Here is a 13,667-nt window from a genome sequence, read left to right as displayed (position 1 = left end):
CGCGCTGCGGGACATCCGTGCCGGCCAGACCGTGCTGGACCCGAGCATCGTGGACTCCCTGGTGACGCGCCGGGACGGCATCGCCATCGACGACCTGACCCTGCGCGAGATCGACGTCCTGGAACACATCTCCCACGGGCTGTCCAACCGGGGTATCGCCGCCGCGCTCTTCATCTCGGTCAAGGCCGTCGAGAAGTACGTCAGCGTCATCTTCCGCAAGCTCGGACTCACCGACCAGCCCCTGGTCGACCGCCGGGTCACCGCGGCACTCACTTTCCTGAGTGCCCAGAACGACGGACGCCCCATGCCCCAGCGGACACCGATCCACTGATCCACCGCCCCCCAAAACTCCTACGCGGTCAGCAGTTCCTGCTGAGCCGGGCTGCCGGACGCGTAGTGGACGTACTCGTGCACGAGGCGAAAGCCCGCTGTCCAGGCGAGGAGGCGACTGGCGCGGTTGAGGGTCGAGCAGTTCCAGCTCGGGGTGTGGCCGCGGGCCGTGATGTCGTCGCACAGTGCGCTGACGCAGGCCAGGGCCAGGCGGTGGCGGCGGTGGTCGGGGCGGGTGAGAACGGCGACGTCCTCGTAGCGGGAGCCGCGGAAGTAGGCACAGGCTATGGCCAGGGCGGTGCCGGTGCGGTCGGTGGCGATCCAGCCGTGTCCGGATGCCGCAAGACCCAGCGGCCCGCCCCAACTGGCGGTGATCCAGGCCGAGTCGGGGCCCAGGGTGTGGAGGACGTTCGTGTCGGCGGGCTCGATGCGGCGCACGGTCATGCCACGCGGCAGGCTGCTGGGGGTGGATGGCGCCTGATGGGTCCACACCATGCGTTCCCACGGGGTGAGGGTGGTGAAGGCCGCTGCCAGGAGGGGATGGAACCGTGCGGGGGCGTCGATGTAGGAGTGGGCGAGGGGCCCGAGGTCCTTCGGGGTCAGGTCGTCCGGGGTGCCGCGCAGCATGACGTGGTCCGCGCAGGAGACGGCGAGGGCGCGGGGCTGCACCGGGCGGTCGGCCCACCAGCGGCCGTTTCCCGTCCGCAGCGCGTGCTCGCCGACGGCGGCAGGGCCTGGTGTCCCTGCGGGGAACCACCGCGCCAGCGCGGGGAGTTCGCGGGGCTGAAGCTCGATCATGGACGGTCGTCCCTTGGCTGCGTCGGGGGAAGGGGAGGGGAAGGCGCGTGTGCGTGGCCGTCCGGGGCGTGCGGTCGTGAGCGGCCTGCCGCGCCCCGGACGGTGCGTTCAGCGCTGTCCGGCCTTGCTGCCGTGGTTGGCGCTCTTCTTGCGGCGGGCCTTCTTCTTGCGGGCTCGTTTCGACATGGCGTAACTCCTCGGCTTAGGCGTGGACTTCAGGTGGTGGCCCGGCCGACGAGCAGGTCCGCGAGCTTGTTGAGGCGCTTGACGGTGCGCTCCTCGGTGGCGGCGGGCGCCGGGTCGACGCGCTCGGCGCGGTCGTAGTAGGCGCCGTTGACGATCTCGGTCGCCGGGTCGCAGAGCCGGACCACGTGCGCGGCGCCCTCGGCTGCCGGCACGCCGTCGTGGGCGTAGAGCGGGAGCAGATCCGTGGCGCAGACGCCCGGGTGGACGGAGACCGCGGTGACGCGCGGGTCGGCGGCGAAGACGGTCAGGGCGAGCTGTGACTGGGCGTACGCGGCGAGGCGGGCGTAGCGGCGGGCGCGGTTCGGGTCGTTCCACTGGATCGCGGCGGTGCGGTGCAGCGAGGAGGAGACGTTGACGACGCGGCCGCCCGGCTCGCTGGTGAGGGCTGGTTCGAGGAGACAGGTCAGCAGGTAGTGGGCCAGGAAGTTGACCTGGAAGGCGATCTCGTTGCCGTCGGCGGTGACGGTGTGCCGCTCGGGCGCGGCGATGCCGGCGTTGTTGACGAGGGCATCGAGGTGCGGGTGCTCAGTGGCGATCTTGCGGGCCATCTCCTCGACTTCCTCGAGACGGCTGAAGTCCGCGGAGAACGAGCAGAGTTGTGCCGCGTCGGCGTCGGTGGTGGCGATGATGCGGTCCATCGCGGCGCGCGCCTCTTCGGCGGTGCGGCCGTGGACGAGGACGACGGCTCCGCGCTCGGCGAGCTGCCGGGCCGTCTCCAGGCCGATGCCGGAGGTGGCTCCGGTGACCAGGACCGTACGGGAGGTAAGCGTGGCGGAAGACATGATCCATCCAGGAATTGCTAGGTGGGGTGAGGTCTGCGCGTACAGGGGCCACAAGGGCGTGGACGGGCACGAAGAAGGGGCGCCGGACCGGGTCTCGACGCCCCCGGGAGTGGGAGAGGCCGCGTCAGCGAGTGGCGGACGCGAGGGTCTCCGGACAGCGGGGCACGCGACGGGGCGCCTGATGAGGCGGCCGGTCGAGGAGGAGCCACTCGCTGTTCACATCCCCCATCGAAGCCTGCAGGAGTGGGGTGAACAAGGCTGACGGGTCTTTCCTGACGAGGTTCTGATGTCGGGTCAGCCGACCCCCGGGAGCCGGGATACGGCAAGGTCGATGAACTTGATGCCGACGAAGGGCAGGACGAGGCCGCCGAGTCCGTAGACCGCCAGGTTGCGGCGGAGCAGGTCGTGGGCCGAGGCCGGGGTGTAGCGCACGCCGCGCAGCGCGAGCGGGATGAGCGCCACGATGATCAAGGGAGCGGACCAGTTGTGCGGGCTCGAACAGAGCGCCCTGGCCTCGTCGTCGTAGGCCGGTGGCGGGCCGGGGCGCGGGACGTGGCCGGGCGGGCGGGATCTGCGGCGGTGCGGCAGGGGGGTGCATGGGAGCCTTCGTGCCAGAGCCCGGCACAGTACGGGCCGGGGCGGGGACGGGGTGTGATGGCCGCCGGGCCTTGAGGTGCCGGGGCCCCGGCACCTCAAGGCTGCACGCGGGCATCGGCTGCGGGATGACATGGCGTCCGACGCGTGCTCGGCCGCCCGGGAGGAGTGCGGACGACGTACTTGCCGGAAGAGGCCGAAAGCGCGTCGCCCGTGGTCGGTCATGCCACTGACGTCCGCTGCCTGTCCGGCGGCCGGAGACGAACATATCTCCGTAGCGAGGCCGAAACGCCTTGTCCGGCGCGGAATTTGCGCCCCTCTAGCGATGCCGGCCGTGGTGTCGTCAAAGCGCAGTCAAAGGGCACCGCGCGCGCATCAGAAGTCCGTCAACGGATCGCACGCACGGCCGGAACCCGGCACAGACTTTCCGCCACGGGGGACGGGCGACCGTCCGTGGAGTGACGTGGAGGGCGCGTGACCATCACCGCCGGTACGACGCACCGTCCTGAAGCGGGGGCCAGGACTGGCGCGCAGTCATCTCACGGAACGTTCGCCCCGCCCTCCGGGCCTTCTGGTCCGCGGCCACGAGGGGGGCCGCGGGCCGGGAGGCCGGCACGTGACCGGCTCGGCAGAGCGCGGGAGGTCGTGCGCCGTCTTGTCCCGTCGGGCCTGCCGGCCGGGCTGAGACTTCTACGGGCGCTGATCACGCTGCTGTCCGCCGCACTGCTCGTCCTCCTGGCCCTGTCCGGGCTCGCCGCATCCGGCATCTGGGACGCCGTGGAGAAACAGCACGCGCCCCGCACCACCAGCGCCGCCGGACTCGACCTCGCCCTCAACGACATGGACGCGCAGGTCGTCAACATGCTTCTCGCCAGCGGCGATGCGGGCCGGGGGCGGCTCGACGAGCCGTACGAGAAGGCAGCCGGACACTACGCGGACGCACGGCGCACCATCGCCGGTGAACTGCGGGCCCTCGCGGTGGCCGCGGACGGGGACCGCTCCGCCGAGCGCACGGTGGACTCCCTCAGCGACTCCTACGCGCGCTACGAGGAGCTGATCGGCCGGGCACTTGAGAACGACGGACGCGCCGGGGGCAAGGCGGCGGCGCGAGCGGACTACCGCACGGCGACCCGGCTGCTGAGCGAAGAACTCGTCCCGAGGGCGGAGGAGCTGATCGAGACCAACAACGGCAACTTCGAGGCCGAGTACGTCTCGGCGCGCTCGACCCTCACCGGCCAGCTCATCACGCTCGCGGGGTGCGGTGTCCTGCTGCTCGCCGTCCTGGCCGCCCTTCAGTGGTGGCTGGCGCGACGGTTCCGCCGCATCCTCAACCCTGCTCTCCTGGCCGCCGCACTGTGCGCGGTGCTCGCCGTCGTCCTGGGCGCCCAGGCCCTCATCGGCGAGCGGGAGCATCTGCGGGTCGCCCGCCGCGACGCCTTCGACTCGGTCGTCGCCCTCTCGCGGGCCCGCGCCATCGCCTACGACGCCAACGCCGACGAGAGCCGCTATCTTCTCGATCCCGCTCTGCGCGAGCCGTACGAAGCGTCCTTCTACGCCAAGTCGCGCAAGCTGTACGGGATATCGGGCGTCCCGCTGTCGTCGTACGCCGATCGGATCGACGCGACCTGGCGCGCCTACGGGGCCGATCACCAGGACCTCCGGTTCACCGGCGAGTTCCGGCGCGAGCTGGACAACATCACCTTCCCCGGCGAGCGCGTCGCCGCCGAGCGGACCGTCGAGGCTTATGCCGTCTACCAGCACGACGACGTGAAGATCCGCCGGCTGGTGGCCCAGGGCAGGCAGCGGGAGGCCGCCGAGTTCTGCATGGGCTGGGAACCGGGCACGTCCAACGCCCACTTCGGCGCGTGGATGACCGCGCTCGACAACGTCACCGAGATCAACGAGCGGTACTTCGCCGCGTCCGTGAGCGCCGGACGCTCCGACCTGACGGGGCTGCTGCCCTGGTCGGGCGGAGCGCTCCTCGCCGTGGCCGTTCTCACCTACCTAGGGGTGCGGCCGCGGCTCGCCGAGTTCGGCTCGATGTGAAGGAGGACCGGATCTTGTCGCTGACGTAGGCCGATCGGTCCGTGGACGGCGGTGGGCCATGGCGCATCGGATCGGATCCCAGCGGCAGCCCTTGCCGCGGCAGGTGCCTGTGGCGACTTGGGCTGGAGCGTCTCGGTGGTCTCCACCGGGTGCCGGGTGCCTTGGCGCGGCAGCGGACGCCCGGGCCCGTCATGCTCAGCCCTTCGTTGACTGCTCGGCCAGTGTGCGACCTATGCCGTTCGCCCAGCGGTCGATCGCCTCCCAGTCCCGGAAGTCGCCGTATCGGCCGCCGGCCGCTCTGAACAGCCACCGTCTCCTCCACGGCAGGTGTTCGCGTGCGAGCACGCCCGCGAACATCTCGTGTCCGCCTGGCCGGAAGACGTCCGCGAACCGTGCGAGGACAACGGCACTCTCGCGATCGGCGAAGTCCTTCCAGGCGCCTTGCAGTCGAGCGGGCACCCCCACACTGAAGGCCCAGGTGGGGCGGGTAGCCAGCGCTTCGGAATGATTCCGGAGAAAGCGAAGTGCCGGTGCCGGCCACGTCCGGTCGTACACCGCACTGCCCACCACGACCGCGTCGTAGCCGCCGACCGCCGTGACCTCGTCACACGCCAGAACATCCACGTGCAGCCGCGCCTCACACAGACGGTCCCCGATCCGCCGCGCGACCTGACGCGTCGCGCCGTACACACTCGCGTACGTCACCAGCACCTTCATCGCATCCGCCCTCGTACCTACGGCAGCGGCCCCGTCTCCTACCGTCAGTCCCCTCCCCGGCCGACGTGAGGTCCGGCTGGTTTCAGCCTCGCCGAGGACCGGCGCTTCATCGCGGCCGTCGAGACCCTGCGCGACCTCCTCATCGGCGCCTGGTCCGGCGACACCGAATGGATCGCCACCGTCGACCGCGCGTCGTCGTGAGCCGCCGCCCCACGGGAGGAGCGGCTCATGCCCCCGTGAGCCGAGCCTCCTCAAGGTCGAGCGAACGCTGCAGCTTGCGTCGTGTCGTGTCGCTGATGTCGTGCTCCTCGTAGAGTCGCTGGAGCTCGGCCGCCTCCACTTCGATCAGGTCGCGGCGCAGCTGCCGGTACACGTGGTCCGCCGACTCCCGGCCCGGTCCCTGGCCGTCCCCGCCCGTGTCGGTGAGCCGGTCCTGTGCCGATTCCAGGCGTGCCGCCAGGCCCCGGCGCAACCGGTCGAGCACGACGTCCGGGACGGCTTCCAGATCGGCCATGTCCTCCAGACGCCGCAGGCCCGCTCCGGCCAGTCTGCTGCGAGCCGCGGCCTCCTCGCGTGCGGTGTGTTCGGGTTCCAGGGCGATGCCTGAGCGGCGTACGACGGGCGCGAGCGTGAAGCCCTGCACGACGAGGGTGACCACGACGACCGACGTGGTCAGTACGAGCACCAGTGGGCGCTGGGTGAGCGGAGTGCCGTTGTCGGCGACCACGGGGATGGACAGAGCGGCGGCCAGTGGCACCACGCCCCGTGTGCCCGCCCAGGTGAGGACCATCGGCACCTGCCAGTTCACGCGGCTGACGCCGCCCTTGTGCTGGACCACCGCCGACAGCGGGGCCAGCCACAGGAGCCGTACGGCGACGAGGGTGACGGCGATCGCGAGCGCGTACAGCGGCCAGGCCCGGTCGTCGGCGGTCAGGGACCGCACCTGCGCGGGCAGCGCGAGACCGATCAGGCTGAACACCACGCTCTCCAGGAGGAACACCACCGTGCCGTAGACCGCGTGGAGTTGGAGGCGGATGGGGGCGGTGGTGAGGCGGTCCGCGCGGCCGCCGAGGATGACACCGGCGACCACGACGCTGGTGACGCCCGAGGTATGCGCCGTCTCGGCGAGGACGTAGGCGGCGTAAGGGGTCACGAGTGCGGTGACCGTCTCCAGGACGGGGTCCTCGGTGCGTCGCCGTATCAGCGTGACCGTCCAGGCCAGGGCGGCGCCGACCAGCGTGCCGCCGCCCGCGAGGAGCGCGAACTCGCCCGTCGCGGTCTGCCAGTCGGCGGCGGCCGACGCCACCGCCACGGTCACCGCGACCCGGAACAGGACGAGGGAGGTGGCGTCGTTGAAGAGGCTCTCGGCCTGCACCAGGACCTGCACCCTGGGCGGCAGCGAGAGCCGTCGGCCCAGGGCCGTGACGGCCACGGGGTCCGTGCTGGCGAGCACCGCGCCCAGCACCAGCGCCATCGGCCACGACAGCGGCGTCACCAGCGACGCAACCACCCCGACCGCCGCGGCGGAGGCGAGCACGAGACCCACCGCGAGCACGCCGACCGGCTTCCACACCAGGCGCAGCTCGCGCCAGGACAGTTCCTCGGCGCTGGCGTACAGCAGCGGAGGCAGCACCACCAGGCCGATGACCTCCGGACTGACCTCGATCTGAGGAGTGCCGGGCAGCAGGGCCACCGCGAGGCCGGCGACGACGAGGAGCGAGGGGGCGGGGATGCGCCATCGGCGGGCGAAGGTCGCCACCATCGTGGCGAGTACGACCAGTGCCAGGATCGTTCCTACGCTGCGCATGCCGCCCCCTGAGCCGAAGCCGAAGGGGGAGCCGACGATCACGACTCCCCGCGGAGCCCTGACGGGTTCCGGCCGACCAGACTTCCCGGCGCACCGCCTTCACCTTATCGGCAACGTGTCCGCGTCAGGGGGGTGTCAAGGTCCCGGTGGAGGCCGCCAGGGTTGCGCCAAGATGCGTGACGAGGCCCTGCGCAAGCCGTTTCAGTGACCCGTACGAGCAGGGCACACAAGGGAGTTGAGCGCCCGTGAACGGAGAGTCCACACTGCGATGAGCGACGTACGCCGCGGCCGTCTGAAGGTCTACCTCGGAGCTGCTCCGGGGGTCGGCAAGACCTACCGCATGCTGGATGAGGCCCGGCGCAGAGCGGTCCGCGGCGCCGACGTGGTGGTGGGCCTCGTGGAGTGTCACGGGCGGGCCGGCACCGAGCGGATGCTGGAAGGGCTTGAGGTCCTCCCGCGCGCTCAATGCGCCTACCAGGGAGCTGAGTTCACCGAGATGGATCTGGACGCCCTCCTCGCCCGGCGGCCCGAAGTGGCCGTCGTCGACGAGTACGCGCACTCCAACGTGCCCGGCGGGGGCCGCAACCCCAAACGCTGGCAGGACGTCGACCGGCTCCTGACCGCCGGGATCGACGTCATCACGGCGCTCAACATCCAGCACCTGGAGTCCCTCAACGACGTCGTCGAGAAGATCACCAGGGTTCCGCAGGCCGAGACCGTCCCCGACGACGTGGTCCGCCGCGCTGACCAGATCGAACTGGTCGACATGGAACCGGAGGGCCTGCGGCGGCGCATGGCGCACGGCAGCATCTACCGCCCGGAGAAGGTCGACGCCGCGCTCGCCAACTACTTCCGCACCGGAAACCTCACCGCTCTCAGGCAGTTGGCGCTGCTGTGGGTCGCCGACCGGGTCGACGAATCCCTGCAGCACTATCGCGTCGAGCACCGCATCGGCGGCGTGTGGGAGACCCGGGAGCGCGTCGTGGTCGCGCTGACCGGAGGCGCGGAGGGCGACACCCTGATCCGCAGGGCGGCCCGGATCGCCGACCGGGCCGCGGGCGGTGACCTGCTCGCCGTCCACGTCACCCGCAGCGACGGCCTCGCCGCAGGCGCCTCGCACGCCTCGCTCGCCCGGCAGCGGCGCCTGGTCGAGGACCTTGGCGGCAGTTACCACTCGATCGTCGGCGACGACGTGGCGAGCGCCCTGGTGGAGTTCGCCGGCGCGGAGAACGCCACCCAGCTCGTCCTCGGCACCAGCAGACGTGGCCGCCTGGAGCGGTTCCTCGGCGGTCGCGGCACGGGCGAGACGGTCGTCGCCCTCTCCGGTGACATCGACGTGCACACCGTCACCCACGAACGCGCGGGCCGGGGAACACTGCTGCCGTCCCGCCGCCGTACGTTGTCCGGGCCCCGCCGCGTCGCGGGCCCCGTCGTGGGGCTCCTCCTGCCGATGGCGCTGACATTCCTGCTCGACCTGGACGGAGCCCGCGACCACCTCGACCTGACCAGCGAGGCGCTGCTGTTCCTGCTGTCCGTGGTCGGCGTGGCCTGCATAGGGGGAGTGCTGTCGGCGGTGGTCGCCTCGGTCACCGCCTCGCTGCTGCTCAACTACTGGTTCATCCCGCCCATCGGTCACTTCTCGTTCGCCGACCCCAACGCGGTGATAGCCGTCGTCGTCTTCGCGGCCGTCGCCGCGACGGTGGCCGCCGTCGTCGACCGCTCCCTGCGCCTGGCCCGCCGCTCGGCCAGGGCCACGGCGGAGGCAGAGACCATGTCGTCGCTCGCGGGCACGATCGTGCGGGGAGGGGCCACCATCCCGGCCCTCCTCGACCGTGCCCGGGAGACCTTCGGGGTCGAGTCGGCCGACCTGATGGAGCAGCCCCCGGACACCTCGGGCACGGAGAGGGCGACGACCGTCGTGCCCGCGGGCCCGGGCATGCACCTCGTCCTGCGCGGCCGTGACCTGCCGTCCTCCGAGCGCCGGGTGCTCGCCGCGTTCGCGGCGCACGTCGGCGCCGCGGTGGAGCGCGTGCGGCTCGCCGAGGTGGCCGCGGAGGTGGAACCGGTGAAGGCCGCGGACCGGATGCGCACGGCGCTGCTGCGTGCGGTCGGGCACGACCTGCGGACCCCGCTCGCCGCCGGATGGGCCGCCGTCACCTCGCTGCGCAGCGCCGACGTGGAGTTCTCCGCGGACGACCGGGCCGAACTCCTTGCCACCGCCGACGAGTCCATGGCCAAGCTCAACCGGCTCGTGGAGAACCTCCTCGACCTGAGCCGCCTCCAGGCCGGCGCCCTCACTCTCGACCTGCGCGCCACCGCCTTGGAGGAGATCCTGCCGTCCGCCCTCGACTCGCTGCCCGCGGATGCCCCGCCCGTCGAGATCCAGGACCTGGAAGAGATCCCCGACGTGCTCGCCGACCCGCCCCTTCTGGAGCGGGTCGTCGCCAACCTCGTCTCCAATGCCGCACGGCACACCCCACAGGGCCGCGCCGTCCTGCTTGGCGCGAGCGCTCACGCGGGGCGGGTGGAGCTGCGGATCGTCGACCAGGGCCCCGGGCTGCCGCCGGACGGGCAGGACCGTCTCTTCGAACCGTTCCAGCGTCTCGGCGACACCGACAACACCACCGGGCTCGGTCTCGGCCTCGCGCTGTCCCGCGGACTGACCGAGGCCATGGACGGCACCCTGACTCCGGAGGACACCCCGGGCGGCGGCCTCACGATGGTGCTGTCGCTGCCCTTCGCCGACGCCGCCCTCACCTCCCGGCCGACGCCCGCCGTAGGCGGAGATCGCCGCCCCGCACCGTGACCCGAACTCGCCCGTCGAACTCCTCGTGGCCGCCCGTCCCGACGAGCGGACGCCGCGCGCCGCCGGGGCGGCACGCGCCGCCATGCGGACCGCAGGCCCTGACACCACGACGGACGCCGTGCCTTCCCGCGCCGATCACTCCAGTTCGGACACCTTGAACACGGTGCGGGCCAGTTCGCGCTCCACGCTGCGGGACACCTGAGCGAGCGCGGTTGCGCCGCACAGCAGCAGCTCGCGCTCGACGGCCACGCGCGCGCCCTCGTCCACGTAGCGCCACAACAACGGGTTGGCCACCAGGACCTGTGGGTCGATCTCGACGCGAGCACCTGTGTCGTCGCGCAGCACGAGACGGCGTGCCACGCCCTCGCGCCAGCGCACCGCAACGAGCCGGTCCGTGCGCACGCGGCGCTCGCCGAACAGCCCTCGGGCCGCGAGCCAGCCCTCGCCCGCTGAGACGCGGGCGGGCACCAGTACGGCGAAGAGCAGCACGCCGAGCCCAGCCCACAGAGCGGCCCGCCACGGGGTCATGCTGCCGGCGGCGGCATCGATCAGGAGTAGCGCCGCGCAGAGCAGACCCGCGCAGCGCACGGCGCTGTGCATCTCTCCGGTCCACTGTTCGTCGTGGGCCGGGGCGCCGGGCGGTCGCTGCCGCCCGCTGGTCGGTTCCAGGGCGTCTCTCATACGGGCGACGGTAGGAACGGGGTGGCCCCCGCGTCCCACGGCTTGACGGGGCTATGACGGAACTCCGTGCACGGCCTTGACGTGTGCCGATTCCCCGGCGCCGACCGTCAACGTTCTGTCAGATTCCGGCCCTCGCGCGTGAAGAAGGCGTAAGGCCCAGTCGGGGATGGCCGGATACGGACAGAACCTGAGCGGAGCCCCAGGGCCCGCAAGCTCTGACCCCCTTCGAAGGAGCCCATCCATGACCACGTCTCTGATATCCGAGCCAGGGGTGAACCCTGACGGAGCGGAGCCGCCCGACTCCCGGGACGCCGCGGCGGAGAAGCACAGGCTCACCGCCGTGACCGGTCTGGCCGCGCTCTCCCTCGACGCGATGGCCTCCGTCGCGTACGGCCCGGAGGCCATCGTCCTGGTCCTCGCGGCGGCCGGGGCCCACGGCCTCGGCTTCACCCTCCCGGTCACCCTGGCGATCGCCGCGCTGCTCGCCGTGCTCGTGGCCTCCTACCGGCAGGTCATCGCCGCGTTCCCGGACGGCGGCGGCTCCTACGCGGTGGCGAAGAAGCATCTCGGCGCCCGCACCAGCCTGGTCGCCGCGGCCTCCCTCGTCCTCGACTACGTACTGAACGTCGCCGTCGCCGTCACCGCGGGCGTCGCCGCCCTCACCTCCGCCTTCCCGGAGCTGTACGGCGACCGCCTCTGGATCTGTCTGGCCGTCCTCGTCCTCATCACGGCCGTGAACCTGCGTGGCATCGTCGACTCGGCCCGCGCGTTCATCGTGCCGACGGCCGTCTTCGTGGCCTCGATCCTGATCCTGATCGCCGTCGGCCTGTTCCGCTCCGCGCCCGTCTCCACCGCGGCCGCCGCGGGCCACGCCTCCGTCCTCGCCGACAACGCCACCACCGTGGGCGCGCTGCTCCTGCTGAAGGCGTTTGCCTCCGGATGCTCCGCGCTCACCGGCGTCGAGGCCATCGCCAACGCCGTGCCCTCGTTCCGGGCCCCGCGCGCCCGCCGTGCCCAGCACGCCGAGGTCGCCCTTGGCGCCGTCCTCGGCGTCATGCTCATCGGGTTGTCCGTGCTGATCTCGCGCTTCCACCTCCAGCCGGTCGAGGGCGTCACCGTCCTCGCGCAGCTCGCGGACGCCTCCCTCGGCCACAACTGGGCTTTCTACGTCGTGCAGTTCGCGACGATGATCCTGCTGGCCCTGTCCGCGAACACGTCCTTCGGCGGCCTGCCGGTCCTGCTCAAGCTGCTGGCCCGCGACAACTACCTGCCGCACGTCTTCGCCCTGAAGGCCGACCGCCAGGTCCACCGGCACGGCGTCCTCACCCTCGCCGCGATCTCCGCCGCCCTGCTCGTCTTCTCCGGCGGCGACACCAACACCCTCGTGCCGCTCTTCGCCATCGGCGTCTTCATCGGCTTCACCATCGCCCAGGTCGGCATGGTCATCCACTGGCACGGCGTGCCCGGATCGCTCGGCAAGAAGCTCCTCAACGGGCTCGGCGCCGTCCTGACCGGCGTCAGCGCGATCGTCGTGACCGCCACCAAGTTCCACGACGGCGCCTGGCTGATCGTGGTCGCGCTGCCGCTGCTCGTGCTCGCGTTCCAGGCCGTGCACCGCGCCTACGCCCGGATCGGTGAGCGCCTCGGCCTCGGCCGGATCCCCGAGTGCCCGACCCACGCTCGCTCCCTCGTCATCGTCCCGGTCTCCGGTATCTCCCGGCTGACCAGCGAGGCGCTGACCGCGGCGATCTCCCTGGGCGACGAGGTGCGCGCCGTCACCGTCTGCCACACCGACCCCGAGGACCGCGCCGCCACCGAGGCCCTGACCCGTGACTGGGCGTTGTGGAACCCGGGCGTCGACCTGGTGCACATCCCCTCCGAGCGGCGCACCCTTGGCAGGCCCGTGGCCGAGTACGTCCGTGAAGTCGCCGTCGCCGACCCGGACACCCGGGTCACCGTGCTGGTCCCGGAGGCCGAGCCGGAGCACGTCTGGCAGCGGATCCTGCAGAACCAGCGGGGCGCCGTCGTCGCTCACGCTGTGCGCCGGGACACCGATGCCGTCATCTGCAGGCTGCGTTTCCGCCTGTCCTGAAATGACCGTATCCATCGAACCTGCATCGTTCGACGCGTATGGGCCCTGTCAAAGGTGCGCGGTTCGCCGTAAGGGACGCGTCAAAGGGGATCGTTTCCGGCCGTTCCCGGTAGTTCCCTCTACTTGTCCGTTCCGATTCCGAACCTCATCCGGGAGCTCACGATGGCCGACGTGGCCTTCGTCGTCACCACGATCGCGGTCTTCGCGCTGGTGGCACTCGTCGCCAAGGGGGTGACCAAGCTGTGACCGCCGAGAACATCGTCGGCCTCGTCGTGGCCGTCGCCCTGCTGGGCTATCTCGTCCTCGCCCTCATCTATCCGGAGAGGTTCTGAGCACAGATATGAGCCCCGTTCTTGCCGGCGTGCTCCAGCTGCTCGCGCTGATAGCGGCGCTTGCGCTGGCCTACCGTCCCCTCGGTGACTACATGGCCCGGGTCTACTCCTCCGAGAAGCACCTCCGGGTGGAGAAGTGGATCTACAAGGGCATCGGCGCCAACCCGAACGCGGAGATGCGCTGGACCGCGTACCTGCGCGGTGTCCTCGCCTTCTCCGCCGTGAGCGTGCTGTTCCTGTACCTGTTGCAGCGCCTGCAGGGCTCGCTGCCGGGATCGCTCGGCTTCGCCTCCATCGACCCGGATCAGGCCTTCAACACGGCCGCGTCCTTCGTCTCCAACACCAACTGGCAGTCGTACTACGGCGAGCAGGCGATGGGCCACGTCGTGCAGACCGGCGGCCTCGCGGTGCAGAACTTCGTCTCGGCGGCCGTCGG

General features: G+C 71.5%; 13 protein-coding genes. 7 read left to right on the top strand and 6 right to left on the bottom strand.

Translation table 11 applies throughout. The annotated features are described in order from the left end of the window. A partial coding sequence (locus B072_RS44370; protein WP_018533652.1) for a response regulator transcription factor occupies positions 1 to 331 on the top strand: 331 nt, incomplete at its 5' end. A gap of 20 nt (positions 332 to 351) precedes the next feature. Here B072_RS44370 and B072_RS0129980 read toward each other — a convergent pair. The 3 genes from B072_RS0129980 to B072_RS48810 all read right to left on the bottom strand — a co-directional run bounded on the left by B072_RS0129980 (position 352) and on the right by B072_RS48810 (position 2,618). After that, positions 352 to 1,128 carry a GNAT family N-acetyltransferase gene (locus tag B072_RS0129980; protein ID WP_018533651.1) on the bottom strand — a complete coding sequence of 259 codons (777 nt, stop codon included), beginning with the start codon at positions 1,126 to 1,128 and terminating at the stop codon, positions 352 to 354. 215 nt (positions 1,129 to 1,343) lie between these two features. Further along, entirely contained in the window at positions 1,344 to 2,156 is an 813-nt protein-coding gene (locus tag B072_RS0129975; protein ID WP_018533650.1) for an SDR family NAD(P)-dependent oxidoreductase, read from the bottom strand. A 294-nt stretch (positions 2,157 to 2,450) separates the two neighbouring features. Beyond that, complete coding sequence (locus tag B072_RS48810) at positions 2,451 to 2,618, bottom strand: hypothetical protein (protein WP_199791111.1); 168 nt, start codon at positions 2,616 to 2,618, stop codon at positions 2,451 to 2,453. Between the two features lie 777 nt (positions 2,619 to 3,395). Between B072_RS48810 and B072_RS0129965 the strand changes: the two genes are divergently transcribed. After that, a complete protein-coding gene (locus B072_RS0129965) occupies positions 3,396 to 4,796 on the top strand; it encodes a hypothetical protein (protein ID WP_018533648.1) in 1,401 nt (466 codons plus the stop codon). A gap of 195 nt (positions 4,797 to 4,991) precedes the next feature. On the opposite strand, the gene B072_RS44365 is transcribed toward B072_RS0129965, so the two are convergent. Beyond that, positions 4,992 to 5,513, bottom strand: a complete 522-nt coding sequence (locus tag B072_RS44365; protein WP_018533647.1) for a flavodoxin domain-containing protein — start codon at positions 5,511 to 5,513, stop codon at positions 4,992 to 4,994. Positions 5,514 to 5,739: 226 nt separating this feature from the next. Then, positions 5,740 to 7,320, bottom strand: a complete 1,581-nt coding sequence (locus B072_RS0129955) for a Na+/H+ antiporter (RefSeq protein WP_026246445.1) — start codon at positions 7,318 to 7,320, stop codon at positions 5,740 to 5,742. 268 nt (positions 7,321 to 7,588) lie between these two features. On the opposite strand from B072_RS0129955, the gene B072_RS0129950 reads away from it, so the two are divergent. Further along, positions 7,589 to 10,126: a sensor histidine kinase gene (locus tag B072_RS0129950; protein ID WP_018533645.1), complete on the top strand. Its 2,538-nt coding sequence runs from the start codon at positions 7,589 to 7,591 to the stop codon at positions 10,124 to 10,126. A gap of 135 nt (positions 10,127 to 10,261) precedes the next feature. Here B072_RS0129950 and B072_RS0129945 read toward each other — a convergent pair whose 3' ends face one another. Next, on the bottom strand, positions 10,262 to 10,807 hold the full coding sequence (locus tag B072_RS0129945; protein ID WP_234018952.1) for a hypothetical protein: 546 nt from the start codon (positions 10,805 to 10,807) through the stop codon (positions 10,262 to 10,264). A gap of 241 nt (positions 10,808 to 11,048) precedes the next feature. Here B072_RS0129945 and B072_RS0129940 point away from each other — a divergent pair, with 241 nt between their 5' ends. From B072_RS0129940 to B072_RS44355, 4 genes are all read left to right on the top strand, one after another. Next, positions 11,049 to 12,899: an APC family permease gene (locus B072_RS0129940; RefSeq protein ID WP_043244987.1), complete on the top strand. Its 1,851-nt coding sequence runs from the start codon at positions 11,049 to 11,051 to the stop codon at positions 12,897 to 12,899. Positions 12,900 to 13,022: 123 nt separating this feature from the next. Further along, positions 13,023 to 13,145, top strand: coding sequence for a hypothetical protein (locus tag B072_RS49675; RefSeq protein WP_267880640.1), 123 nt, complete (start codon positions 13,023 to 13,025; stop codon positions 13,143 to 13,145). Next, a complete protein-coding gene (gene kdpF / locus B072_RS46015; protein ID WP_018533641.1) occupies positions 13,142 to 13,231 on the top strand; it encodes a K(+)-transporting ATPase subunit F in 90 nt (29 codons plus the stop codon). Before B072_RS49675 ends, kdpF begins: the two co-directional genes overlap by 4 nt. Before the next feature lie 8 nt (positions 13,232 to 13,239). After that, positions 13,240 to 13,667: potassium-transporting ATPase subunit KdpA (locus B072_RS44355; protein WP_161234277.1), on the top strand; the 428-nt coding region annotated here is incomplete at its 3' end.

Origin of the sequence: Streptomyces sp. HmicA12, assembly GCF_000373565.1 — a bacterium.
Classification (GTDB): Bacteria; Actinomycetota; Actinomycetes; order Streptomycetales; family Streptomycetaceae; genus Streptomyces.
This window is presented reverse-complemented; position numbering and strand designations above follow the sequence as displayed.